The following is a 25,711-nucleotide window of genomic DNA, read 5'->3' on the forward strand; positions in this document are numbered from 1 at the left end:
CCCTAATTAAAAAACGGATTATGGTTTCGCCTGAAAATAAATGGGACAGAGTCATTTTATTTCTATTGCATCGGTATGGGTATTCCCCTATATTTGATCCTCCAAAAGTTATTAGGCCTTTGTCGCCCTCGGAAATACTATGACCACACAACTCAATTCAGTTCTTCGTCCTATTGCTCAAGGTTTATATGACCCATGCAATGAGCATGACGCTTGCGGCGTAGGTTTTGTTGCCCACATCAAGGGTAAAAAATCACACGAGATTGTTTCTCAGGGCCTGCAGATTTTGGAGAACTTAGATCACCGGGGCGCTGTTGGTGCTGACCCACTGATGGGTGATGGTGCAGGAATTTTGATTCAGATCCCAGATACTTTGTATCGCGAGGAGATGGCCAAGCAAGGAGTCGCATTACCTCCATACGGCGAGTATGGCGTTGGCATGATTTTCTTGCCAAAAGAAAATGCATCACGTTTAGCTTGCGAGCAAGAGTTAGAGCGCACTGTGCGTTTAGAAGGTCAGGTTGTTTTAGGTTGGAGAGATGTGCCGGTAGATGTGAAGTTGCCGATGTCTCCAACGGTGCAAATGACAGAGCCATTCATTCGTCAAATTTTTATCGGTCGCGGGCGCGACATCATGACAACGGATGCACTGGAGCGCAAGTTATATGTGATTCGTAAAACAGCAAGTCATGCTATTCAAGATTTGCATTTGAAGCATGGCAAAGAATATTTCGTAGCATCGATGTCTGCACGGACGATTGTGTACAAAGGTTTGTTATTAGCAAATCAAGTAGGTGCGTACTATCAAGATTTACAGGATCAGCGGACTGTATCTGCTTTAGCCCTAGTACATCAACGCTTCTCTACCAACACCTTCCCTGCTTGGGAGTTGGCTCACCCATACCGCATGATTGCGCACAATGGTGAGATCAACACAGTTAAGGGTAACGTGAATTGGGTTAATGCACGTGAAGGTGCAATCAGCTCCCCAGTGCTCGGTGATGACTTAAAAAAACTCTGGCCACTCATTTATCCAGGTCAGTCTGATACTGCCTGCTTTGATAACTGCTTAGAGTTATTGGTAATGTCTGGCTATCCATTGGCACAAGCCATGATGATGATGATTCCTGAGGCATGGGAACAACATACCTTGATGGATGACAACCGCCGCGCATTTTATGAATACCACGCAGCCATGATGGAGCCATGGGATGGCCCTGCTGCAATGGCATTTACTGATGGTCGTCAAATTGGTGCAACTTTGGATCGCAATGGTTTGCGCCCAGCACGTTATTACGTAACGGATGATGACTTGGTCATCATGGCTTCTGAGGCTGGCGTGTTAGCAATTCCTGAAAGCAAGATTGTTCAAAAATGGCGTCTGCAACCAGGCAAGATGTTCATGATCGATATGGAACAAGGTCGCATCATTGATGACATTGAACTTAAGAATGCTGTCTCTAAAGCCAAGCCCTACAAGAGCTGGATTGATGCAGTGCGCGTGAAGTTGGATGAAGTGGATGCCAGCAAAGCAGACTTAATCGATGAGAAGACAACCATTCGTCCGGCAGCAAAATTACTCGATCGCCAACAAGCGTTTGGTTATACCCAAGAAGATATCAAATACCTGATGGCTCCAATGGCCATGAATGGTGAAGAGGCGATTGGTTCAATGGGTAATGACAGTCCGTTGGCTGTTCTCTCAAACAAGAACAAGCCTCTCTATAACTACTTCAAACAATTGTTTGCGCAGGTCACCAATCCGCCGATTGATCCAATCCGCGAAAACATGGTGATGTCTTTGGTTTCTTTCATTGGGCCTAAGCCTAATTTGTTAGATACCAACAATATCAACCCTCCAATGCGTTTAGAGGTGAGTCAGCCGATTTTAGATTTTGATGACATCACCAAGATTCGTCATATTGGTCACTACACCAATGGTAAGTTCCGTTCCTATGAGTTAGACATTTGCTATCCAGCACTATGGGGTAAAGCCGGTATTGAAGCGCGCTTAGCATCTTTGTGTGCGGAAGCTGCTGACGCTGTTCGTTCTGGCTACAACATCTTGATCGTCAGCGATCGTCAAGTGGATGAGAAGCACGTTGCTATTCCTGCATTGTTGGCGACTTCAGCAATTCACCAGCACTTGGTTCAAAAAGGTTTACGTACCAGCGTTGGCCTCGTAGTAGAGACTGGCAGTGCGCGTGAGACCCACCACTTTGCGCTCTTGGCGGGTTATGGTGCGGAAGCTATTCATCCATACCTCGCGCTGGAAACTTTGGCTGAGATGGCTAAAGGCTTGTCAGGAGATTTATCTGCTGAAAAAGCCGTGAAGAACTTCGTGAAAGCAGTTGGTAAGGGCTTGCAAAAAGTCATGTCCAAAATGGGCATCTCTACCTACATGTCTTATACCGGCTCACAGATTTTTGAAGCAATCGGCCTAAACCACGACATCATTGATCAGTACTTTAAAGGCACTCCATCTAATGTTGGTGGTATCGGCGTATTTGAAGTGGCTGAGGAAGCTTTGCGCATGCACGGTGCTGCATTCGGTAATGATCCAGTATTGACCAATATGTTGGATGCTGGTGGTGAATATGCATTCCGTATTCGTGGTGAGGACCATATGTGGACGCCTGACACGATTGCGAAGCTGCAACACTCTACTCGCACTGGTGCGGAGAAGGGCTACCAGACTTATAAAGAGTACGCCAACATTATTAATGATCAAACTAAGCGTCAGATGACTTTGCGTGGTTTGTTTGAGTTCAAGCTTGATCCAAGTAAAGCTATTCCATTGGATGAAGTTGAGTCTGCAAAAGAAATCGTTAAACGTTTTGCAACAGGTGCGATGTCTTTGGGTTCGATCTCTACTGAAGCACACGCTACTTTAGCGATTGCGATGAATCGTATTGGCGGTAAATCCAATACGGGAGAAGGTGGCGAAGATCCTAATCGTTATGTAAATGAACTCAAAGGTATCCCAATCAAGAAGGGCGAAACCCTCTCTAGCATCCTAGGCAGTGATGTCGTTGAAGCTAATATTCCATTGCTTGATGGCGACTCATTACGCTCTAAGATTAAACAAGTAGCTTCTGGTCGTTTTGGCGTCACTACTGAGTATCTCCGTTCGGCTGATCAAATTCAGATCAAGATGGCGCAAGGTGCAAAGCCAGGTGAGGGCGGTCAATTACCAGGCGGAAAAGTATCTGACTACATTGGTAAGTTGCGTTTCTCTGTACCGGGCGTTGGCTTGATTTCTCCTCCTCCACACCATGACATTTATTCAATTGAAGATATCGCTCAGTTGATTCACGATTTAAAAAACGTGAATCCAAAAGCCGACGTTTCAGTCAAGTTGGTTTCTGAAGTAGGTGTTGGTACGGTTGCTGCTGGCGTTGCTAAGGCCAAAGCAGATCACGTTGTGATTGCTGGTCATGATGGCGGTACTGGCGCTTCACCACTGTCTTCTATTAAGCATGCAGGTTCACCATGGGAACTCGGGTTAGCTGAAACTCAGCAAACCTTGGTTCTAAATGGGTTACGTAGCCGTATTCGTGTTCAGGCTGACGGCCAAATGAAGACGGGTCGCGATGTGGTAATTGGCGCTTTATTGGGGGCAGATGAGTTCGGTTTTGCAACAGCTCCATTGGTAGTTGAGGGTTGCATCATGATGCGTAAGTGTCATTTGAATACCTGCCCAGTAGGTGTTGCTACTCAAGACCCAGAACTCCGTAAGAAGTTTTCTGGTAAACCTGAGCATGTTGTGAACTTCTTCTTCTTTATCGCAGAAGAAGCACGCGAGATCATGGCGCAATTGGGTATTCGTAAGTTCGATGACTTGATTGGTCGTGTTGATTTGTTAGATACCCGTAAGGGCATTGAGAACTGGAAGGTACATGGTCTGGACTTCAGCAAGATCTTTGCTGAACCTCAAGTGGCTGCAGACGTTCCACGTTATCAAGTGCTCAATCAAGATCATGGTTTGGCAAGTGCGCTTGACAATATTTTGATTGAGAAGAGTGAGCCTGCCTTAGAGCGTGGTGAGAAAGTCTCTTTCATTGTCTCAGTCAAGAACGTGAACCGTACAGTAGGTGCAATGCTCTCTGGTGAGGTGGCACAGCGCTATGGGCATGCTGGCTTACCTGATGACACAATTCATATTCAGTTGAATGGCACTGCCGGTCAAAGTTTCGCGGCGTTTTTGGCTCGCGGTATTACCCTCGATCTAGTCGGCGATGGAAATGACTACGTTGGTAAAGGTTTATCCGGCGGTCGCGTCATTGTTCGTGCTCCACATGAGTTCCGTGGCGATACGGCGAAGAACATCATTGTTGGCAACACTGTTCTGTACGGTGCAATCGCTGGTGAAGCATTCTTTAATGGCGTTGCTGGTGAACGTTTCGCAGTTCGTAACTCTGGTGCTACTACAGTTGTTGAAGGTACTGGTGACCATGGTTGTGAGTACATGACTGGTGGAACCGTAGTCGTGTTGGGTACAACAGGGCGTAATTTTGCTGCCGGCATGAGCGGCGGTATTGCTTATGTCTATGACGAAGATGGTTTATTCGATAAGCGTTGCAATACCAGCATGGCGACTTTGGAAAAAGTACTTCCTTCTGCCGAACAGAGCGCCAAGATGCCGAAGTCTGAGTGGCATGCTCCTGTCGATGTTAAAGATGGTGGCGAGCGCTTAACAGACGAACAAATCTTGAAGAGCTTGATTGAGCGTCATTTCCGCTATACCGGTTCAGAGCGCGCTAAAGCAATCTTGGCTGATTGGGAAAATGCCCGCGGTCGTTTTATGAAGGTTCTCCCCACTGAGTACAAGCGTGCTTTAGGTGAGTTGTGGGAAAAGGCTCAGAAGAAAACGGTCGCTGCTTAAGTAGCTTAAGTAAACAGATAGACGGATATTAAGAAAAGATATTAAGGATTAGATATGGGTAAGGTCACTGGATTTATGGAGTTTGAGCGCGTCGATGAGACATACGAAGCGCCCACTAAACGTCTCCACCACTACAAAGAATTCGTTGTAGCGTTAACTGACGAAGAAGCCAAAGTTCAGGGCGCGCGTTGTATGGACTGTGGTATTCCGTTCTGTAATAACGGCTGCCCAGTGAATAACATCATTCCAGACTTCAACGACTTAGTGTTTCATAACGATTGGAAGAATGCCTTAGATGTTTTGCAGTCTACTAATAATTTCCCAGAATTTACGGGTCGTATTTGTCCAGCACCTTGCGAAGCTGCTTGTACATTAGGCATTAATCGTGCACCCGTTGGCATTAAGTCCATTGAGCACGCCATTATTGATAAGGGCTGGGAAAGCGGCTGGGTAAAACCACAGCCCTCTAAAACGAAGACTGGCAAGAAGGTGGCGATTGTTGGTGGTGGTCCTGCAGGTATGGCAGCCGCCCAACAATTAGCGCGCGTTGGTCATGACGTGACTGTGTTTGAGAAGAACGATCGCGTTGGTGGTTTATTGCGCTATGGTATTCCAGATTTCAAAATGGAGAAGTGGCTGATTGATCGTCGTGTAGAGCAGATGCAGGCCGAAGGCGTGAAATTTGAAACAGGCGTTTTTGTTGGTAAAGAAGCCATGGGTGCAGAAGTAAAAAATTACTCTACCAAGACTGTTTCGCCTGAGCAGTTAATGAAAGATTTTGATGCAGTGGTCATTACTGGTGGCGCTGAGCAACCACGTGATCTGCCAGTACCGGGTCGTGAATTGGCTGGTGTTCACTATGCATTGGATTTCTTGATTCCCCAAAATAAAGAAAATGCAGGTGACTTTAAGAACGAAATTCGTGCAACCGATAAACACGTTGTCGTGATTGGTGGCGGTGATACGGGTTCTGATTGCGTGGGGACATCGAACCGTCATGGCGCGACCAAGATCACTCAGTTTGAGCTGCTTCCTCAGCCGCCAGAAGAAGAGAACAAGCCATTGGTATGGCCTTATTGGCCAACCAAGTTGCGCACATCTTCTTCACACGAAGAAGGTTGTGATCGTGATTGGTCAGTGGGAACCAAACGTTTTGAAGGTAAAAACGGTAAGGTAGAAAAATTGATCGGTGTTCGTTTGGAATGGAAAGACGGCAAGATGACCGAAGTTCCCAATACTGAATTTGAGATCAAGGCAGATTTGGTGCTCTTGGCGATGGGCTTTGTATCGCCAGTTCAGCAAGTACTCAATGCTTTTGGTGTTGAGAAAGATGCTCGTGGCAATGCAAAAGCCACCGTAGATGGTCAAAATGCCTATCAAACTAACGTTTCTAAGGTTTTTGCTGCGGGGGATATGCGCCGCGGTCAATCCTTAGTAGTTTGGGCAATTCGTGAAGGTCGCCAATGCGCCCAAGCAGTAGACCAGTACTTAATGGGGTCATCTGTTTTACCCCGATAATATTGGGGATATGAATAGTCCTCGGCCAAGCTCATTGGATGTCAAAAAATCTCTAGGTGAAGTTGTCGTCTCTATCAAAGACGTCAACTTTTCCTATGCCCCTGGCGAGCGACAAATTTTGTCAGGGCTCAATATGGAGTTCCGTCGTGGCCAGGTGGTTGCCGTAATGGGTGGATCTGGCTGTGGCAAGACAACGATTTTGCGTTTAATTGGTGGTCAATTCACCGCCCAATCTGGACAGGTCTTATTCGAAGGTCAGGATATTGGCAAGATGAGTAGCAAGGAATTGATGGCTACCCGTCGTCGCATGGGAATGCTTTTTCAATTCGGCGCCTTGTTCACCGATCTGAGTGTTTTTGAAAACGTCGCGTTTCCATTACGTGAACATACCGATTTAAGTGAAGAGCTTTTGCGCTCACTCGTACTCATGAAATTAAATGCAGTGGGTTTGCGTGGCGCACGCGATTTAATGCCCTCGCAAATTTCGGGTGGTATGGCAAGACGAGTGGCTCTGGCTAGAGCAATTGCATTAGATCCTCCGCTTATCATGTACGACGAGCCCTTTGCAGGCTTGGATCCCATTTCTTTGGGCATTACAGCTAGGCTCATTCGCGACCTGAATAATGCCCTAGGGGCCACGAGCCTATTGGTCACGCACGATGTTGAAGAAACCTTTGAGATTGCAGATTATGTGTATTTCATTGCGAATGGCAGCATTGGTGCACAAGGTACGCCTGAGGAATTAAGTCGCTCCACAGATCCTTTTGTCAGACAGTTTTTAGACGCCGCGCCTGATGGTCCGGTGCCATTTCATTACCCGGGCCAAAGCTTGGAAGAAGATTTTGGAGTGAGGGCTTGATGACTGCAATCCTCAATCTTTTTGGTGACCTCGGATTTTTTATTCGTCGTAACTTAATTAGTCTTGGACTAGCTACGCGCATGTTTGCTGCAGTCATTTGGCGCTCAGGTTTTTTATTGAAAAGACCACGCTTAGTTGTGGATCAAATTTTATTTGTTGGCAATCACTCATTTGTGATCATTGCAGTCTCCGGTTTGTTTGTTGGGTTTGTTTTGGGTCTCCAGGGTTACTACACCTTAAACCGCTATGGTTCAGAACAAGCTTTAGGTTTATTGGTTGCCTTGTCCCTTACGCGTGAGTTGGGCCCAGTCATTACCGCCTTATTGTTTGCGGGGCGTGCCGGCACTTCTTTAACCGCAGAAATTGGGTTAATGAAAGCCGGTGAACAGTTAAGTGCCATGGAGATGATGGCGGTAGACCCATTGGGCCGTGTGATTGCCCCGCGTCTGTGGGCTGGCATTATTTCTATGCCGATCTTGGCAACGATTTTTACGGCTGTGGGTGTGATGGGCGGTTATTTTGTTGGCGTCCCTTTAATTGGGGTCGATTCCGGGGCGTTTTGGTCACAAATGCAGGGCGGCGTAGACCTCTTTTCTGATATTGGAAATGGCTTGATTAAAAGCTTGGTATTCGGTGTGGCGGTGACTTTCATAGCCTTGTATCAAGGCTATGAGGCAAAACCAACGCCTGAAGGTGTTTCACAGGCAACCACACGTACCGTGGTGATCTCTTCTTTGTCGGTTTTAGCGTTGGATTTCTTGCTAACCGCAATGATGTTCTCAAATTAGAAAGAATAAACTAGGGTTCTTATGAGAAAAAGTGTAATTGACATCTGGGTAGGAATTTTTGTTGCCATTGGTTTGCTGGCAGCGTTATTTCTTGCATTAAAAGTTGGCAATATGAATGCTGTTTCATTTGCGCCGACATACAAAATTTCTGCGCGCTTTGACAATATCGGTGGACTCAAGCCTCGTGCGCCTGTCAAGAGTGCTGGTGTCGTAGTGGGGCGCATCGCCAATATTTCATTTGATGACAAAACCTATCAAGCAACTGTTGTAATGACGATAGAAGACTCTTATAAGTTTCCCAAAGATTCATCGGCAAAGATTTTGACTTCAGGTCTATTGGGTGAGCAGTACATTGGACTAGAAGCTGGTGGGTCAGATGATATGTTGACTAATGGTGAAAAGATTTCACAAACCCAATCAGCGATTGTTTTAGAAAATCTGATTAGTCAGTTTCTCTACAACAAGGCTGCTGATAGCGGCCAAGAGAAGAGCACAGCAAAATAATGTTGTCAGCAGTCAAGTTCATCAGCAAGCTTAGGCAATGCATCTTGCTTTGCATGGCTGCTACATTAGTAGGTTGCGCCTCTATTCCTGCGGGTGTAGAACCTTCTCCCCATGATCCATGGGAGTCTTTCAATCGCTCTGTCTTTGAATTTAACGAAGGCCTAGATGCTTATTTGTTAAAGCCGGTAGTTGCTGGTTATCGTTTTGTATTGCCTGAGTTTGTTCGCGACGGTATCTATAACTTCTTTAGTAACTACGGCGATATCTATAACATTTTCTATAACTTATTACAGGGTAAGCCTGGTTATGCTTTCAATGATTTCATGCGTGTCGCTGTGAATACAACGATGGGTCTTGGAGGCTTTATAGATTTAGCTACTCCAGGTGGCCTTGAGAAGCATAAAGAAGACTGGGGTCAAACCTTTGGTGTATGGGGTGTGCCTGCTGGTCCTTATGTTGTTCTGCCTTTCTTTGGTCCAAGTAACGTACGCGATACCTTCGGTACAGTCGCTGATCTAGAGTCTGATTACCTATTTAAGTATGTAAAAGATGTGGGTCTACGTAATAGCATCACTGGTTTGCGTGTAGTAAATGCACGTAATACCTATTATGAAGCTGGCGATCTTTTGGATGGAGCTGCTATTGATAAGTACAGCTTCATGCGAGATGCCTATATTCAAAGGCGTCAATATCAGATTAATGAGGGGCGTGATGACGAAGAGCCTCAGATGCCGGTTTACGAAAACCCTTACCAGTAAGCACAGCGCTCAAGGGTTGGTGTAAAGGGCTAAAATGAGCCCTCAATGAGTTCAATGTTTTAGTTAAATCTAGCGAGTTGGAATATATGAAAAGTTGCAATATGTTTTCCAGATGCTTAGCAATCGGCTTGCTGTTGATTTCTGGCCCCCTCTTTGCGCAAGTGCCTGATCAGGCAACCCCTCCAGATGCCTTAATCAAGATGGTGGTGACCGATGTCATGGCTTCAGTCAAGGCTGATGCAGAAATTCAAAAAGGCAATATTCCGAAGATTGTAGATTTGGTCGAAAAGAAAATTGTGCCCTATACCGATATGCGCCGCACTACCGAAATGGCGATGGGCCCTAACTGGAAAAAAGCGACTCCTGAGCAACAGGTGCAACTTACTTCTGAATTTAAGAATCTACTGATCCGTACTTACTCTGGCGCACTCAGTCAATTGCGCGATCAGACTGTGCAATTTAAAGCGTTGCGTGCTGCACCAGATGACAAAGAGGTCGTTGTTAAAACTGTAGTGCTTGGTCGTGGCGATCCAGTACCTTTAGATTACCGTTTAGAAAAAACGGATAAGGGCTGGAAAGTTTACGACATGAACATCATGGGCGTTTGGTTGGTGGAAGCCTATCGTAATCAGTTTACAAACCAGATTAGCCAAAATGGCGTTGAAGGTCTTGTGAAATTCTTGCAAGATCGTAACAAACAGCTCGCAACTGTAAAGCCTGCGAATTAATTTAAGCCCCCAAACTATGCCCTTTCTTTTGCCTCAGACGGTTACACAAGAAAATGCTCTGCAGTTGCAAAAAGAGGGCTTATTAAATAGTGCAGCGTTGACAAACGTTGATTGCTCAGCCCTAACAGATTTTGATTCAACGGTTTTGACAGTCTTATTGGCATGGCAAAAAAAGTTACAAGCTGATGGACAGTCTTTAATAGTTGAGCGTCCTCCTGAAAAGCTCAAAGTATTAGCCAATGTCTATGGTGTCTCTGCATTGCTAGGTTTGTAGCAGCATGCATTCAGCGATCTCGATTCAACATATTTCAAAGCAATACGGTGCCCTTCAAGCGCTAGATGATGTTTCTTTGGAAATTGAGCCTGGAGAGTTTTTTGGACTGCTCGGACCCAATGGTGCGGGTAAGACCACGCTGATTTCGATTCTTGCAGGTCTGGTAAGGGCCGATAAAGGACATGCGGCCATCTTGGGGGCAGATGTTCAGAGTTCATTTCGTGAAGCGCGTCGTATGCTCGGCGTTGTGCCGCAAGAATTAGTCTTTGACCCATTCTTTACTGTTCGCGAGACTTTGCGTTTTCAGTCAGGCTATTTTGGTATCCGCAACAACGATGCCTGGATCGATGAAATCATGGCAAATTTAGATCTCACAGGAAAAGCTGATAGCAATATGCGTGCTTTGTCTGGTGGTATGAAACGTCGCGTATTGGTTGCCCAAGCCTTAGTCCATCGACCACCCGTCATTATTTTGGATGAGCCTACTGCTGGCGTTGATGTCGAGCTACGTCAATCCTTGTGGCAATTTATTAGCAGACTCAATCAGGATGGTCACACGATTGTATTAACCACTCATTACTTGGAAGAAGCCGAGGCTTTGTGTCAGCGTATTGCGATGCTCAAGCAGGGCAATATTGTTGCCTTAGATACAACTGCAAATTTACTCACCCGCTATGGCTCAGTGAAAAAAGATGGTGAAGGTAAAACTGATCTTGAAGATGTATTTGTCAACATCATGTCGGGAGGTGCATTGTGAGTAAAGCCCCAAATCAGGCTCTCAATAAGCCCGCCCTCGAATATGGCAGTGGCTTTCCGACTTTGTTGTTTAAAGAGGTGAAGCGTTTCTATAAGGTGGCTTTTCAGACAGTGGCCGCGCCAGTCTTAACCGCAGTTCTCTACCTCATGATTTTTGGCCATGTATTAGAGGGTAGGGAAGTCTATGGACGCTTGAATTACACCGCTTTCTTAATTCCAGGATTGGTCATGATGAGTGTGTTGCAAAATGCCTTTGCAAATACTTCTTCATCCCTGATTCAATCAAAGGTTACCGGCAACTTGGTATTTGTATTGCTTGCCCCTTTGAGTCACTTTGAGTTTTATGCAGCGTATATTTTGGCCGCTGTATTTCGTGGAATTGTTGTTGGCTTAGGTGTATTTTTAATTACGCTCTGGTTTGGATTGCCCTCCTTAGAGCATCCACTATGGATTTTGGCGTTTGCCTTTTTAGGTGCTGCCATTCTTGGTAGCTTAGGCTTGATAGCAGGTATTTGGGCAGATAAATACGATCAACTAGCTGCTTTTCAAAACTTCATCATCATGCCCGCCACAATGTTATCGGGGGTTTTCTATTCGATTCATTCTCTGCCTCCCGCTTGGCAGGTTGTATCCCATTTCAATCCATTCTTTTATATGATTGATGGTTTTCGCTTTGGATTCTTTGGTGTCTCTGATGTTTCCCCATGGAGTAGCTTAGCCATCGTTCTGTGTTTCTTTGCGGTAGTTTCAGCCGTTGCTTTGCGCTTATTGCAAAAGGGTTATAAGCTGCGCCATTAATGATTTGCACTATATCGATTTTGAGGAGAGAAGCATGTTTCCAACCCCCGAGCAGATTGAGGGCTATATCAAACAAGGCATTAACTGTACTCACGTTCAGGTTGAGGGTGACGGCCAACATTTTTTCGCAACGATTGTTAGTCCTGAGTTTGAAGGTAAGCGTCTCGTACAGCGTCATCAATTGGTTTATGGTGCGATGGGCGATCGTATGAAAGCTGAAGTACATGCTTTATCAATGAAGGTATTTACACCAGAAGAGTTTGCTCAGAATTCAGCTGCCTAGTAGAAAACCCAGAACATCAACAAGATTTAAATCACATACACAAGTTTTTACTGGAAGCGTTTCATGGATAAATTACGAATGGTAGGCGGGACCCCCCTCAAGGGTGAGGTCAAGATAGCTGGTGCTAAAAATGCCGCTTTACCCATTTTGTGTGCTTGCCTATTAACCGATGAACCGGTGGTCTTACGTAATGTTCCAGATCTTCAAGATGTTCGTACCATGCTTAAACTCTTGCAAGAGATTGGTGTGGTGGTGAGCTTTCCTGATGCAGAAAATCGTAACCATGTGATATTGAATGCTGCAGCCATCAAGAGCTCAGAAGCTACCTATGAGATGGTAAAAACCATGCGCGCTTCTATCTTGGTGCTAGGTCCGCTTCTTACCAGAATGCATAGCGCCAAGGTTTCTTTGCCAGGCGGTTGTGCAATTGGCGCCCGCCCTGTGGATCAGCATATTAAAGGCTTAAAGGCCATGGGTGCAAGCATCAGAATTAAGAGTGGTTACATTCAGGCTGAAACAAATCCGTCAACTGATCGCCTAAAAGGCGCTTCAATTTTGACAGACATGATTACTGTCACTGGTACAGAAAATTTATTGATGGCGGCAACTTTAGCTTCAGGCACAACCATTTTGGAAAATGCTGCACGCGAACCAGAGGTTGGTGATTTAGCTGAACTATTAGTGAAGATGGGCGCGAAGATTTCGGGAATTGGTAGTGATCGTTTGGTGATTGAGGGTGTCGAGAAATTACACGGCGCTGAACACTCTGTGATTCCGGATCGGATTGAAGCGGGCACCTTCCTTTGTGCAGTCGCTGCCGCTGGTGGCGAGGTGCTAGTCAAGGACTGTCGTCCCGATACGCTCGATGCAGTGATGGTGAAGTTGAAAGAGGCTGGCTTACAAATGGAGGTGGGTCCTGATTGGGTCAAAGCTTCCATGCGGGCTCGTCCAAAAGCAGTGAGTTTCCGTACTTCTGAGTACCCCGCATTTCCAACGGATATGCAGGCGCAACTGATGGCGGTCAATGCAGTAGCTAGTGGCAGTTCAACTATTACCGAGACTATTTTTGAGAACCGCTTTATGCATGTTCAGGAACTCAATCGTCTAGGCGCTGATATTGCAATTGAAGGCAACACCGCGATTGCTCGGGGTGTAGAAAAGCTTTCTGGTGCCATTGTTATGGCGACTGACCTACGCGCCTCTGCCAGCCTAGTGATTGCGGGGCTTGCAGCCCAAGGCGAAACCCAGGTTGACCGAATTTACCATTTAGATCGTGGATATGACCGTATGGAGCAAAAGTTGACCCTCTTGGGCGCTAACATTGAACGCGTGAAGTAACTCAGCGGCATAACTGAGTGATAATTAAGTCATGAAATTGACTTTAGCCCTCTCTAAAGGGCGTATCTTCGAAGAGACTGCTGAGATCCTGTCTAAGGTTGGCATTGTGCCAAAAGAGGATCCTGAGAAGTCTCGCAAACTCATTATTGAGACATCTAACCCTGATGTGCGTTTGATTATTGTGCGTGCTTCAGATGTGCCGACTTACGTGCAATTTGGTGGCGCTGATTTTGGTGTCGCAGGTTTAGATGTCTTGATGGAAAAAGGTACAGATGGTTTATATGTGCCTTTTGATTTAAATATTGCCAAGTGCCGTATGTCAGTTGCAGTTCGTGAAGGCTTTGACTACGCAGCAGCAGTAAAGCAAGGCTCTCGTTTAAAAGTGGCAACGAAGTATGTCAATTGCGCGCGTGATCACTTTGCTAATAAAGGTGTTCATATTGATACGATTCATCTTTACGGCTCGATGGAGCTTGCTCCCTTGGTAGGCTTGGCTGATGCTATTGTGGACTTAGTCTCGACAGGCAATACGCTTAAAGCCAACGGCCTAGTTGAGGTTGAGCCTATTGCTGATATCAGTGCACGTTTAGTGGTGAATCAAGCTTCGTACAAACGAAAGCGCACTCAGCTACAACCTATTTTTGATTTGTTGAAATAAGCTAAAAACACATTCAATGTCTTCACAGGTCAAGGTTAAGCGTCTCAATAGTAAAGATGCGGGTTTCAAAGAAACACTGCTCTCTAGTCTTTCTTTGCCCATGGCTGATGACGAGGCAATTGATGCTGCTGTTGTCAAAATCTTATCAGTTGTTAAAGAGCAGGGCGATGAAGCAGTTCTCAGTTTTACTAAGCAATTTGATCGCTTAAATGTTTCTCATGTTTCCGAATTAGAAATTCCTCGTAAAGATTTGGAGCAAGCCTACAACTCCTTACCTGCTGAGCAAAAGAATGCTCTGGACATTGCTGCTAAACGAGTGCGTGCGTATCACGAGAAACAAAAGATTGAAGCAGGCTGCCACTCTTGGGAATATGAAGAAGCTGATGGCACCCGTCTTGGTCAGAAAGTGACGGCCTTAGATCGTGTTGGTATTTATGTGCCTGGTGGCAAAGCTGCGTATCCATCATCTGTTTTAATGAATGCGATTCCTGCAAAAGTAGCTGGTGTTACTGAAGTCATCATGGTGGTGCCAACTCCTGATGGCGCGCGCAACCCTTTAGTGTTGGCTGCAGCTTATTTGGCTGACGTAGATCGCGTCTTCACCATTGGTGGTGCTCAAGCAGTTGGTGCTTTAGCCTTTGGTACAAAGAGTATTCCATCCGTAGACAAGATTGTTGGTCCAGGCAATGCCTATGTTGCTGCTGCTAAGCGCAGAGTATTTGGTACGGTTGGCATCGATATGATTGCTGGGCCTTCAGAGATTTTGGTTTTATGCGATGGCTCTAGTAATCCAGATTGGGTTGCAATGGATTTGTTTTCTCAAGCAGAGCATGATGAGCAAGCGCAATCCATTTTGCTATCCCCTGATGCAGCATTTATTGAGCAAGTGCAGGTAAGCATCAATAAATTACTTCCTGAGATGCCAAGAGCAAAAGTGATTGAGACTTCTTTAACCAATCGTGCCCTTCTGATTCAAGTTAAAGATATGAATGAGGCTTGCGATATTGCCAATGAAATCGCTGCTGAGCACTTAGAGATTTGTGCTGTAGATCCGCGTAAGTGGGCTGAACAGATTCGTCATGCTGGCGCCATCTTCATGGGTAATTACACTAGCGAGTCACTTGGCGATTACTGTGCTGGTCCTAACCATGTCTTGCCTACTGCGCGCACTGCCCGCTTTTCGTCACCATTGGGTGTGTATGACTTCATTAAGCGCTCAAGCATGATTGAGGTTAGTGAGGCGGGCGCACAAACCTTGGGTGCGGTAGCTAGCACCCTGGCCCACGGCGAGGGCTTGCAAGCTCACGCACGTGCGGCTGAGATGCGTTTGAACAAATAATAACGAAGTTAAGAAAGTATTTCTTTTAAAGCGGCGATGAGTTCGCCGCTTTGTTCGTCTGTACCAATCGTAATGCGCAAGAATTCTTCAATACGCGCAGATTTGAAATGACGCACGATGATGCCGCGATCTCTTAAGGCTTGATACATTTTTGCGCCAGAATGTTTTGGGTGACGAGTAAAAATAAAGTTTGCGGTTGATGGCAAGGTATCAAAACCTAAAGCATGTAATTGCTCAACTAATTTTGTACGTGTCTGAATCACTTTTGCACTGGTTGCTTCTAAGTGCGCTTGATCCTCAATGGCTGCAATGGCACCTGCTTGAGCAAGGCGCCCTAATGGATAAGAGTTAAAACTATTTTTTACCCGCTCTAAGCCTTCAATCAAGGTGGGGTGACCAAGAGCAAAGCCAACCCGCAAGCCCGCAAGAGCCCTAGATTTAGAAAGCGTGTGCACCACCAAAAGATTTTCTGGGCAACTAATACCACGCAATAGTGGAATGCAGGACTCTGTTCCGTAATCTACGTAGGCTTCATCAATCACTACTACAGAGTCTTTATTCTTCGCGAGTAGTTTTTCAATCTCTGACCTAGTAATAGATCTGCCAGTGGGGGCATTGGGATTGGGGAAAATAACGCCACCATTGGGTTTGCTGAAATCGCTAGTATTGATTTCAAAATCGTTTCCTAGTGGAATCGTTTGATATTCGATGCCAAAGAGCTTGCAGTAAACCGGATAGAAGCTATAAGTAATATCTGGAAAATGTACCGGTTTGTTTTGCTTCAATAAACCCACAAAAACGTGGGCTAGAACCTCATCCGAACCGTTTCCTAAAAATACTTGGTTTGGATTTAGGCCATGCAATTTGGCAATAGCTTGTTTTAGGGCTGCACCTTCTGGATCTGGGTAGAGGCGTAAGTCATCGTTCGTTTGACTATTGATTGCTGCCAACACTTTTGGTGATGGACCATAAGGGCTCTCGTTCGTATTGAGCTTTACCAGCCGCTGCATTTGCGGTTGCTCCCCAGGAACATAGGGGGTTAAAGTTTGAACAACGGGACTCCAAAAACGGCTCATGAGGGTACTCAGGTCAAAAATCAGAAAGAAAGTGAAGTAATTTCAGCATTTATATATCGTCTAGGAATGATATTATGAGGCTTCAATCAACACTTCGCCTCGCGGCGCAATGAAGCATGCGGCAAGCCGACGTTACCCGAAACACTTCAGAAACCAAAATTCAAATTTCCATCAATTTAGATGGTACTGGGAAGGCCGAACTAGCTTCAGGCGTCCCTTTCTTAGACCATATGCTCGATCAGATTGCCCGTCACGGCATGATTGACTTGAAAGTAGTCGCACAGGGCGATACCCATATTGATGATCATCACACCGTTGAGGATGTGGGAATTACATTGGGCCAAGCTTTTGCAAAGGCAGTGGGCGATAAGGCAGGTATTACCCGTTATGGCCACTCCTATGTTCCTTTGGATGAAACCCTTTCTCGCGTAGTGGTCGATTTTTCTGGGCGCCCAGGCCTGGAATTTAATGTCCCATTTACCCGTGCGCGGGTTGGTGATTTTGATGTTGATCTGAGCATCGAGTTCTTTCGTGGTTTTGTAAACCATGCGGGAGTGACTTTGCACATTGATAATTTGCGCGGTATCAACGCGCACCACCAGATTGAGACGGTCTTTAAAGCCTTTGGGCGTGCGCTTCGGATGGCTTTAGCAATTGATCCACGCGCCTCTGGTTCGGTTCCCTCAACCAAAGGTAGTCTCTAATCTAGATACTTCTAGTTGCCCGTTAGATAACAGCAAAGATAGGCTAAATTTTGGCGCAAACTATTGTGATCGTTGATTACGGAATGGGTAACCTTCGTTCCGTATATCAGGCATGCCATCATGTAGCGCCTGATGACAAGGTATTGATTGCTCGCAAGCCAGAAGAAATTCGTACTGCCGATCGCGTAGTGTTACCTGGACAAGGCGCCATGCCTGATTGCATGAAGCATCTTGAGGAGTCTGGTCTCCTCGAAGCATTGCTAGAGGCTGCCAAAAACAAGCCATTGTTAGGGGTTTGTGTAGGCGAGCAAATGCTCTTTGATAAAAGTGCAGAAGTTCGGACTAATGAGCAATGGATGCCTTGTTTAGGGCTCATTCCCGGGGAAGTGCGTCGCTTTGATTTAAGCGGTAAAAAGCAAGCCGACGGCTCAGCTTACAAAGTGCCCCACATGGGCTGGAATCAAGTCCGTCAAGACCGCCAGCATCCCATTTGGGAGGGAATTCCGGATTTAACGAGTTTTTACTTTGTGCATAGCTACTATGTTGTGCCGCAACGTAAAGAAGATTCTGCTGGATCTACTGAATACGGCGATTGGTTTACATCTGCGGTTGCAAGAGATAATATTTTTGCAACGCAATTTCATCCGGAAAAAAGTGCAGAATACGGGTTAAAGCTTTATCAAAATTTTCTTTCTTGGCAACCTTAATTAATTTATTAACGTTTCACTATGCTGCTCATCCCTGCAATTGATCTTAAAGACGGCCACTGCGTTCGACTGGAACAAGGTGATATGGACAAAGCCACGGTATTTTCTGAAGATCCAGGGGCTATGGCTGCGCATTGGATTAGCAAAGGCGCGCGACGGTTGCACTTAGTTGATCTGAATGGCGCGTTTGCTGGAAAACTCAAAAATGAGTCCGCTATCAAATCGATTTTGAAAGCAGTTGGAGATGAAATTCCGGTTCAACTTGGTGGTGGTATTCGGGATCTGGAAACGATTGAACGTTTATTGGACGATGGTATTAGCACGGTGATTATTGGTACCGCTGCAGTAAAAAATCCCGGCTTTGTGCAGGATGCTTGCACAGCATTTCCTGGACAGGTGATGGTAGGGCTTGACGCTCGCGATGGCAAAGTAGCCACTGATGGTTGGAGCAAGATTACCGGCCATGAAGTAATTGATCTTGCTAAGAAGTTTGAAGATTGGGGTGTAGAAGCCATTATCTATACCGACATTGGTCGCGATGGCATGCTCCAAGGCGTTAACATTGAGGCCACGATGAAGTTGGCTCAAGCAATCCGTATTCCGGTGATTGCTAGTGGCGGCCTCTCTAATAACAAAGATATTGAGGCGCTATGTAAAGCCGAAGAAGAGGGTGTGATGGGCGTGATTGCTGGGCGCTCTATTTATGCTGGTGACCTTGATCTAGCAGCTGCTCAAAAATATGCTGATGAGTTAACACTTAAATATAAAAAGAATATTGTCTAGTGTTAACCAAAAGAATTATTCCTTGTTTGGATGTCACAGCAGGGCGCGTTGTTAAAGGGGTGAACTTTGTTGGTTTGCGTGATGCAGGTGATCCTGTTGAAATCGCCAAGCGTTACGACACACAAGGCGCTGATGAGTTAACTTTCTTAGACATTACCGCGACGTCCGATGGGCGTGATCTGATCCTGCATATTATTGAAGATGTCGCATCACAAGTATTTATTCCGCTTACTGTTGGTGGCGGTGTGCGTGCAGTGGCTGATGTGCGTCGCTTACTTAATGCTGGTGCTGATAAAGTGAGCATCAATTCTTCTGCCATCGGCAATCCAGATTTGGTGTCAGATGCGGCAGCCTATTACGGCTCTCAATGTATCGTCGTTGCAATTGATGCCAAACAAACTGAGGCAGGAAATTGGGAAGTGTTTACGCATGGCGGCAGAACTGCGACTGGAATCGATGTGGTGGCATGGGCTATTGAAGTTGCCAAACGCGGTGCTGGAGAAATTCTCCTGACGAGTATGAACCGCGATGGTAGTAAAGATGGCTTTGACTTGGCCCTCACTGCTGCAGTAAGCGATGCCGTCTCCGTTCCAGTAATTGCTTCTGGCGGCGTGGGCAATTTGCAGCATTTAGTCGATGGTATTACCCAAGGTCATGCAGACGCTGTCTTGGCCGCAAGTATTTTTCACTATGGCGAGTACACCGTTGGTCAGGCAAAAGAGTATATGGCTGCTCAGGGAATTCCGGTTCGTATTTAAATCAGATTCACGGTAAAGTTTATATATGAGCGAACTCCATAACAAATCCCAGAGTATCTTTACTCCAATTGAATCTATTCAAGCAGGGCCCTGGCTCGATGCCGTCGCTTGGAATGAGCAAGGCTTGGTTCCAGTGATTGCGCAAGAGTTTGGTAGTAAAGATATCCTGATGATGGCCTGGATGAATCGAGATGCCTTGTTGGCCACTTTACGTTTAGGCGAGGCGGTCTACTGGACGCGCTCACGTCAAAAACTTTGGCACAAGGGCGAAGAATCTGGCCACACCCAGAAGGTGAGAGAAATTCGCTTGGATTGTGATGGGGACACGATTTTGCTCATTGTTGAGCAAAAAGACGGAATTGCTTGTCATACCGGTGAGCACAGCTGTTTTTTCCAGCAGTGGGACTCAGGTAATTTGACTTGGTTGGACGAGTCCAAGCCAAAATAAAAGTCTTTCATAAAAGACATAAAATGAAGCTATGAGTAGCTCAGTAAATAAACCTTCTAATTTAGATTCTGCATTAGCCCATTTGGCTGATGTGGTGGATCAACGTCGGGATGCGTTTAAGGCTGGCAATGCTGACCCAAAAACCTCTTATACCGCCCTGCTTTTTTCAAAGGGTGATGACGGCATCCTCAAAAAGATTGGCGAGGAAGCAACCGAGGCGGTCATGGCTGCCAAAGATGCGCGCAGTTCAAATCTAGCGGCTGAACAGCAAAAGCTCTTGGTTGGGGAGATGGCGGATCTTTGGTTTCACTGTTTAATTGCGCTGTCCCAGTTCAATTTGCGCCCTGAAGACGTGATTGCTGAGCTTGATCGTCGCCTGGGTACCTCAGGAATTGAAGAAAAAGCCGCCAGAAAAGCAGCGAACAAGGAATAAGGATGAATAGGAAAAGATGAGCCACGATCCTAATTGCCTATTTTGTAAGATTTCTCAGGGCTTGATTCCGTCCCAAAAGGTGTATGAGGATGAAGAGATCTATGCCTTTAAGGATATTAATCCTGCTGCTCCAGTACATTTTTTAATGATTCCGAAGAAACATATCCCTATGTTGGAGCTGGCGGAAGGCATCGATGCCCCTTTGCTAGGTAGAATGATGGAATTAGCACCTCGTCTTGCCAAAGAGCAGGGTTGCCGACCTGGAAGGGATGGCGGCTTTAGATTGATGGTCAATAACGGGGCAGATGGTGGGCAGGAGGTTTATCACTTGCACTTGCATGTGATGGGCGGTCCGCGTCCCTGGAAAAAGTAAGATAAAGAACAAGTTTAGGAATTCCAAGGAGATTAGAGATGGGTTCATTTAGCATTTGGCATTGGTTAATTGTTTTGGTCATCGTAATGTTGGTATTTGGTACCAAGAAATTGCGCAATATCGGTCAAGATTTGGGCGGTGCTGTTAAGGGATTTAAGGACGGCATGAAGCCATCTGATGAGCCTAAGGAGCAAATCCAGCAAGCTGCTGCATCAACAGAAAAAACTGTGGATGTGCAGGCCAAAGACCTTAATAAATAATTCACATCATTTGTTCATAGCGCAAAGAGAAATCGTGCGGTCCTCATTTAGCCCCCTAAGATGATTGATTTAGGGGTTTCAAAACTTGCGCTGATTGCAGTTGTAGCTCTGGTGGTGGTTGGTCCAGAGCGCTTGCCAAAAGTAGCTCGTATGGCTGGTAATTTATTTGGTCGTGCGCAACGTTATATGGCAGACCTTAAATCCGAAGTAAATCGGCAGATGGAAGTTGAGGAATTTAAAAAGTTCCGCGAAGAAAGTGCATCTGCCTTAAAAGAAGTTGAAAACAGTATTAGCTCGGTAGCTAGCGAAGCAAACGCAAATCTCACAGATCAGGCTGATATTTTTGAAACCAATTTTGATAAGTTGCCTCTTGATGAAAGAGCTGTTTTAGATAAGACTAAGCGGCAGGGTCGCAATAGCTGGGGCGTTAGGCGCGCAGCAAGGCCTATTTGGTTTAAACGTTCGGCTGGCGTACGAACTCGTGTGCAATCGGGTGCCGCAAGAATGAAGCGCTTTCATCATAGTGCTGGCAAATAAAAATTAGATTGGCATGACAGAAAATAACTCTACCGAAGATTCAGGCTTGCAAGAATCTTTTCTATCGCATTTATTTGAACTGCGTGATCGCGTCATCAAGTCTGCATTAGCGATTATTGTGGTGTTTGTTTGCTTGGTTTATTGGGCGCCAGATATTTTTCATCTTTTTTCGCAGCCGCTGCTTGATTCATTACCTGCGGGCGGAAAGATGATTGTGACGGATGTAACGGGCTCTTTCTTTGTGCCTATGAAGGTCACGATGTTGGTGGCTTTCATCATTGCCTTGCCGATAGTGATTTATCAACTATGGGCTTTTATTGCTCCTGGCCTATATCAACATGAGCGCAAGTTGGTTGTTCCATTGGTCGTGAGTAGCTACAGCCTATTTATCTTTGGTATGGCATTTGCCTATTTTTTGGTATTTCCGACTGTGTTTAATTTTATGGCTAGCTATAACGCACCGTTAGGCGCAGAGATGTCTACTGATATCGATAAGTACCTTGGTTTTGCTATGAACACTTTCTTAGCGTTTGGTATTACCTTTGAAGTTCCGGTAGTAGTTGTCGTTTTAGTTCGAATGGGCATAGTCTCTTTGGCAAAATTAAAAGAGATTCGACCCTACGTGATTGTTGGCGCATTTGTTATCTCTGCAGTAGTGACTCCGCCAGATGTTCTTTCCCAGTTATTGCTGGCGGTGCCTATGACCCTACTTTATGAGTTGGGCTTATTAATTGCACGTTTCTATATCCCAAAATCCTTAGATGACCAAGCCGATGTAGTTAATCAAACAACTTCTGAGTCGGTTTGATAATAAGCGTTCTTAGAAAAAGTGTTTTCAAGCCAAAAAGCTACACGATCAAAGCGGTAGCGTCTTTGTCGCAGATTACCTTCTTGATCTAATTTGATATCTGCAAATATTTTGCCTGCCGCTAAAAGGGAGCGACGCTGTTGGGTTGTATCAATTTGAATCAATCTAGGCAAAATTTTTGGTAACTCATATCGAATATCCACAACTACACAATGCTCTCGTTGTAGTTGGTTGACATCGCACAACAACATTTCCGCCTTACTCAAGTTAAATTGATTTGCGAGAATGACTCGATGGCATAGTAGTGCCCACTCTTGTACCAATTTTTGTTCCTGGTGGTGATTCAAGGCGGATTCAGCAAATGTGGCCAATTTAAACCAACTATTCATCTTAGGATCAGCTACGTTTTCTAAAATTTTCCCAAGCAATTCCTTTGCCCCAGGTGCGCCTTGCTGGTGCGCCTGCCATATCCAGTAAGAGGCTTGCAGCCCTCGAACACCATCATCAATTTTTTCTCGCTTACGCCATAAATTTGCACCTCTCCTAAATTGGGCTTGTGCATGACCCAAATCTGCAGCTCGATCAAAGCAGCGATTACTCTCAGTAGCGTTGTATCCAGAAAACTGTGGGCGACGATAAATCTCGCCTAATGCAAACCAAGCATCACGATCACCATCATTGGCAGCTAGCCCTAACCAATAAGCTGCTTTTTTTAGGGAGGCATTCGACTTGTTGCCAGGCTTTCCGGAAGAAGTCGTTTTGCTATCAAGATCCTTGTCTAATTGTGCTAGCCGTAAACCAAGCGTGAGTTTGGCAATCGTTAGGCCAAGTTCTGCAGCTTCTATTAGCGCCCCCTCATTTCTTTCTAATACCCAAGAATTCCAAAGATAGGTGATTCCTTCATTTTTGGGTTGAAGTGTAATCAACAGCGCTTTTGCACTCTTTGTGAATGGCGTCTCGGAATCCGCCAGATTTAAGAGAAATTCTTTTGCTTTTTTTTGCAGAGAAAGAAAATCATCCCCATCATTTTTTTTTGAAAGCCAAATAGCCAACTCTGATTGCGACCCCCTTTTGTTAGGATTTAGTAAAAGTTCAGCAAGCTGCCATTGGGCCGCATAGCTTGCTGAAAGATTTGAATTGGCCAATTTCCAGAATAATTTCCAACCAAAGGAAAATGCTGGCGAATTAATAGTCTCCTCTAATGGAACTTCTAAGATTTGCTCCAAGATCTTCAAAATCTCTGGAGCAGAGCCGTCTAGCTCTAATATTTCGCCATGACTTGGGTTTAGTTGACTAAAGACCTGATTTTGAATGGATAAATACGATTTCTCTAGCCAAATCAAGGCATTAGCCGGTTGGATTGGGGTTTTAAATGCCCCAGTGAGATAAGCAGAGGCCACTCTTTGTTGTGCGGATACATCACCTATTCGTGCAGATTGAAGGATTTTTAAGAATTCACGGCTTGCCATATGACAATTTTGGCATTCATGACCTTAGAAAGACAGAAATTAAGGTTATTGTTGTCCTCATACAACGAAGAAAACCAAAAAACTGCCTTTTGACAAGCAAAAATAACACCTAAATACCCTTCCTCCCATTTTAGAAAGGCAAAAATAGCAAAATAGAAGAGTCCCTGCTTTTAAGGGCATTAATTTCAATTTATGGAGATTTAAAGAATGAAAAAATCGCTATTAGCACTTGCAGCAATCGGTGCGCTTTCAACAGCAGCACAAGCTCAGTCCAGCGTAACCGTTTACGGTATCTTGGATGTTGGTTATATCGGTGGTGGCTACAACGGCACTGCATCAGCTGCCAGCACATTGACACCTAACCTTGGTTCAACTGGTAGCCCAATTCAAAAATCCCAATTTTCTGGTATGGGACAGAGCGCTGAAAGTACTAGTCGTTTAGGTTTTAAGGGAACCGAAGATTTAGGTGGTGGTGCAAAGGCATTCTTCACTGTTGAGTTGGGCATGGCCCCTAACTCCGGTACTGAACTTGGTACCGTTAACCGCCAGTCCTTTGCTGGTTTAGGCAAAGCAGGTTTGGGCGAAGCTTCTATCGGTACTCAATACACACCAGTATTTAATTTACAAGCAGCAACCGATGCAGCTGGTAACAATAACTTAGTTGGTAATGCGGTTTATGCTACATCCCCACAAAGCTCCACAGGTGCTTTGAACAACGTTGGTCAAGGTGGTTTTGCTGGCGCAGTAAGCAACCAAAGTTTAAATGCTTCAACTGGTGCGTACACAACTCGTGCATCAAACATGTTGTTTGTTAAGTCTGAGCGTATGGCTGGCATTCAATTGCAAGCTTCTTATGCATTCACTAACAGCAATCAAACAGACACAAGTGCAGTTGTATATACAGCCAATGGGGGTGGTGTAAATAATGCTGTTTTAGTTGGCGTTGGTGCTGACTATATATGGAATAAATTGCAAGTTGTAGCCGCTTACCAGCAATTCAAGGCTCAAAATAACAGTGGTTCAGCTACAGCAACTGCTGCTGCAAGTACCTATGCCGCTGGTACATCTAACAGCTTTGGTAACAATATGGTTGACAATCAAAGCTATGCTGCCGCAACCTATGACTTTGGTATCCTGAAAGCATATTTGCAGTATGTAAACCGTAAGGCAACTAGTATTTTTGATGGCTCATACAGCACTTCACGTACTGCACAGCAAATTGGTGTTAAGAGTCAGTTAACTCCTGTGATTTCTGCTTATGCAACAGCTGGTATGGGAAATGCTGCTTACTACGGCCAAAGCACTCCTAAGAATAACTTTAGAACTGCACAGGTTGGTGTCGATTACTACTTGAGCAAGCGTACTAATCTTTACGTAGCGGCAGGTACATTCAACCAGTCATCTAATGGCCAAGCAGCAAATACAATTACTGGCGCTGGTATTGGTATCAGTGGTAATAACTATGCAGCTGGTATTCGTCATACTTTCTAATTTAGTGCTAGCGTAAGCTAGTAAAAATTAGTTAGGCATTAATCAACCCACCATGGAAACATGGTGGGTTTTTTAATGGGATAAATTTATCGATATAGTTAGAGTGAGATATCTTTTAAAGTGCTTATGCTGAACGGATAGACTTATTTTAATGCTGAGACTAAAACGTAATAGCCATGCAGAAATCATTGAATGCAATCTTATAAAGGCTGTATCCGCAATGTATTTAAACAAGTTGAGATACCTTTTAGATACATCTAACCACACCAAAACACTGCTTAGTCGATAGATATATGGTCTGGTTCTAGATTCTGTTGATAACGCTCATGCATTTTTAGATATAGAGCCTCAAGATTTTTAGTAAAGAGTGGCGTATTA

General features: G+C 45.2%; 26 protein-coding genes and 1 pseudogene. 25 read left to right on the plus strand and 2 right to left on the minus strand.

All coding sequences use genetic code 11. The features are described from left to right. Window positions 1–139 precede the first annotated feature (139 nt). The 14 genes and pseudogenes from ICN21_RS00630 to hisD all read left to right on the plus strand — a co-directional run bounded on the left by ICN21_RS00630 (window position 140) and on the right by hisD (window position 15,486). Complete coding sequence (locus ICN21_RS00630; RefSeq protein WP_216175977.1) at window positions 140–4,885, plus strand: glutamate synthase-related protein; 4,746 nt, start codon at window positions 140–142, stop codon at window positions 4,883–4,885. Between the two features lie 54 nt (window positions 4,886–4,939). After that, entirely contained in the window at window positions 4,940–6,403 is a 1,464-nt protein-coding gene (locus ICN21_RS00635; protein WP_216175979.1) for a glutamate synthase subunit beta, read from the plus strand. A 10-nt stretch (window positions 6,404–6,413) separates the two neighbouring features. After that, entirely contained in the window at window positions 6,414–7,262 is an 849-nt protein-coding gene (locus tag ICN21_RS00640) for an ABC transporter ATP-binding protein (RefSeq protein ID WP_216175981.1), read from the plus strand. Beyond that, a complete protein-coding gene (gene mlaE / locus ICN21_RS00645) occupies window positions 7,262–8,050 on the plus strand; it encodes a lipid asymmetry maintenance ABC transporter permease subunit MlaE (protein WP_215319484.1) in 789 nt (262 codons plus the stop codon). The genes ICN21_RS00640 and mlaE overlap by 1 nt, the downstream gene beginning before the upstream one ends. Before the next feature lie 21 nt (window positions 8,051–8,071). Next, window positions 8,072–8,554 carry an outer membrane lipid asymmetry maintenance protein MlaD gene (gene mlaD / locus ICN21_RS00650; RefSeq protein WP_216175983.1) on the plus strand — a complete coding sequence of 161 codons (483 nt, stop codon included), beginning with the start codon at window positions 8,072–8,074 and terminating at the stop codon, window positions 8,552–8,554. Then, window positions 8,554–9,312 carry a VacJ family lipoprotein gene (locus ICN21_RS00655; RefSeq protein ID WP_216175985.1) on the plus strand — a complete coding sequence of 253 codons (759 nt, stop codon included), beginning with the start codon at window positions 8,554–8,556 and terminating at the stop codon, window positions 9,310–9,312. The genes mlaD and ICN21_RS00655 overlap by 1 nt, the downstream gene beginning before the upstream one ends. A gap of 101 nt (window positions 9,313–9,413) precedes the next feature. Further along, window positions 9,414–10,040: a phospholipid-binding protein MlaC gene (locus tag ICN21_RS00660; protein ID WP_255534141.1), complete on the plus strand. Its 627-nt coding sequence runs from the start codon at window positions 9,414–9,416 to the stop codon at window positions 10,038–10,040. A gap of 16 nt (window positions 10,041–10,056) precedes the next feature. Further along, window positions 10,057–10,314 (plus strand): lipid asymmetry maintenance protein MlaB, encoded by a 258-nt coding sequence (locus ICN21_RS00665; RefSeq protein ID WP_216175989.1) that lies wholly within the window; start codon window positions 10,057–10,059, stop codon window positions 10,312–10,314. Between the two features lie 4 nt (window positions 10,315–10,318). After that, window positions 10,319–11,002, plus strand: a pseudogene (locus ICN21_RS00670) (ABC transporter ATP-binding protein); the annotation flags it as partial. A 65-nt stretch (window positions 11,003–11,067) separates the two neighbouring features. After that, complete coding sequence (locus tag ICN21_RS00675; RefSeq protein WP_216123494.1) at window positions 11,068–11,868, plus strand: ABC transporter permease; 801 nt, start codon at window positions 11,068–11,070, stop codon at window positions 11,866–11,868. A gap of 34 nt (window positions 11,869–11,902) precedes the next feature. After that, the gene (locus ICN21_RS00680; RefSeq protein WP_215296134.1) at window positions 11,903–12,151 is read left to right on the plus strand and encodes a BolA family protein; all 249 of its coding nucleotides are present in this window, start codon (window positions 11,903–11,905) and stop codon (window positions 12,149–12,151) included. 63 nt (window positions 12,152–12,214) lie between these two features. Further along, entirely contained in the window at window positions 12,215–13,489 is a 1,275-nt protein-coding gene (gene murA / locus ICN21_RS00685; protein ID WP_216175993.1) for a UDP-N-acetylglucosamine 1-carboxyvinyltransferase, read from the plus strand. 31 nt (window positions 13,490–13,520) lie between these two features. Continuing rightward, entirely contained in the window at window positions 13,521–14,147 is a 627-nt protein-coding gene (gene hisG, locus ICN21_RS00690) for an ATP phosphoribosyltransferase (RefSeq protein WP_216123498.1), read from the plus strand. Window positions 14,148–14,163: 16 nt separating this feature from the next. Next, window positions 14,164–15,486, plus strand: a complete 1,323-nt coding sequence (hisD, locus tag ICN21_RS00695; RefSeq protein WP_216175996.1) for a histidinol dehydrogenase — start codon at window positions 14,164–14,166, stop codon at window positions 15,484–15,486. An 8-nt stretch (window positions 15,487–15,494) separates the two neighbouring features. Here the strand turns inward: hisD and hisC are convergent, their stop codons facing one another. Then, window positions 15,495–16,562, minus strand: a complete 1,068-nt coding sequence (hisC, locus tag ICN21_RS00700) for a histidinol-phosphate transaminase (protein ID WP_216175997.1) — start codon at window positions 16,560–16,562, stop codon at window positions 15,495–15,497. A 116-nt stretch (window positions 16,563–16,678) separates the two neighbouring features. Here hisC and hisB point away from each other — a divergent pair, with 116 nt between their 5' ends. From hisB to tatC, 10 genes are read left to right on the plus strand one after another with little or no spacing between them, the layout of a single operon-like run. Continuing rightward, complete coding sequence (gene hisB, locus ICN21_RS00705) at window positions 16,679–17,266, plus strand: imidazoleglycerol-phosphate dehydratase HisB (RefSeq protein WP_215296139.1); 588 nt, start codon at window positions 16,679–16,681, stop codon at window positions 17,264–17,266. Window positions 17,267–17,316: 50 nt separating this feature from the next. Beyond that, complete coding sequence (gene hisH, locus ICN21_RS00710; RefSeq protein ID WP_216175999.1) at window positions 17,317–17,973, plus strand: imidazole glycerol phosphate synthase subunit HisH; 657 nt, start codon at window positions 17,317–17,319, stop codon at window positions 17,971–17,973. A gap of 21 nt (window positions 17,974–17,994) precedes the next feature. Continuing rightward, window positions 17,995–18,756 (plus strand): 1-(5-phosphoribosyl)-5-[(5-phosphoribosylamino)methylideneamino]imidazole-4-carboxamide isomerase, encoded by a 762-nt coding sequence (hisA, locus tag ICN21_RS00715; protein ID WP_216176001.1) that lies wholly within the window; start codon window positions 17,995–17,997, stop codon window positions 18,754–18,756. Continuing rightward, entirely contained in the window at window positions 18,756–19,514 is a 759-nt protein-coding gene (gene hisF / locus ICN21_RS00720; protein WP_216176003.1) for an imidazole glycerol phosphate synthase subunit HisF, read from the plus strand. The genes hisA and hisF overlap by 1 nt, the downstream gene beginning before the upstream one ends. A gap of 25 nt (window positions 19,515–19,539) precedes the next feature. After that, a complete protein-coding gene (gene hisI / locus ICN21_RS00725) occupies window positions 19,540–19,962 on the plus strand; it encodes a phosphoribosyl-AMP cyclohydrolase (protein ID WP_216861616.1) in 423 nt (140 codons plus the stop codon). 31 nt (window positions 19,963–19,993) lie between these two features. After that, window positions 19,994–20,395 carry a phosphoribosyl-ATP diphosphatase gene (locus ICN21_RS00730; RefSeq protein ID WP_216123505.1) on the plus strand — a complete coding sequence of 134 codons (402 nt, stop codon included), beginning with the start codon at window positions 19,994–19,996 and terminating at the stop codon, window positions 20,393–20,395. A 16-nt stretch (window positions 20,396–20,411) separates the two neighbouring features. Continuing rightward, entirely contained in the window at window positions 20,412–20,768 is a 357-nt protein-coding gene (locus tag ICN21_RS00735) for a histidine triad nucleotide-binding protein (protein ID WP_215319496.1), read from the plus strand. Between the two features lie 38 nt (window positions 20,769–20,806). Continuing rightward, window positions 20,807–21,028, plus strand: coding sequence for a Sec-independent protein translocase subunit TatA (gene tatA, locus ICN21_RS00740; RefSeq protein ID WP_215296145.1), 222 nt, complete (start codon window positions 20,807–20,809; stop codon window positions 21,026–21,028). 60 nt (window positions 21,029–21,088) lie between these two features. Then, window positions 21,089–21,565 carry a Sec-independent protein translocase protein TatB gene (gene tatB, locus ICN21_RS00745; RefSeq protein WP_216176005.1) on the plus strand — a complete coding sequence of 159 codons (477 nt, stop codon included), beginning with the start codon at window positions 21,089–21,091 and terminating at the stop codon, window positions 21,563–21,565. Between the two features lie 13 nt (window positions 21,566–21,578). Next, window positions 21,579–22,373 (plus strand): twin-arginine translocase subunit TatC, encoded by a 795-nt coding sequence (gene tatC / locus ICN21_RS00750; RefSeq protein WP_216176007.1) that lies wholly within the window; start codon window positions 21,579–21,581, stop codon window positions 22,371–22,373. Here the strand turns inward: tatC and ICN21_RS00755 are convergent. Then, a complete protein-coding gene (locus ICN21_RS00755) occupies window positions 22,349–23,842 on the minus strand; it encodes a tetratricopeptide repeat protein (RefSeq protein ID WP_216176009.1) in 1,494 nt (497 codons plus the stop codon). The two genes, tatC and ICN21_RS00755, sit on opposite strands and share 25 nt — an antisense overlap. Window positions 23,843–24,049: 207 nt before the next feature. Between ICN21_RS00755 and ICN21_RS00760 the strand changes: the two genes are divergently transcribed. Next, window positions 24,050–25,333: a porin gene (locus tag ICN21_RS00760; RefSeq protein WP_216176011.1), complete on the plus strand. Its 1,284-nt coding sequence runs from the start codon at window positions 24,050–24,052 to the stop codon at window positions 25,331–25,333. The last annotated feature ends 378 nt before the right edge of the window (window positions 25,334–25,711 follow it).

This window comes from Polynucleobacter sp. AP-Feld-500C-C5, from assembly GCF_018882265.1.
In the GTDB taxonomy this organism is placed as follows: Bacteria; Pseudomonadota; Gammaproteobacteria; order Burkholderiales; family Burkholderiaceae; genus Polynucleobacter.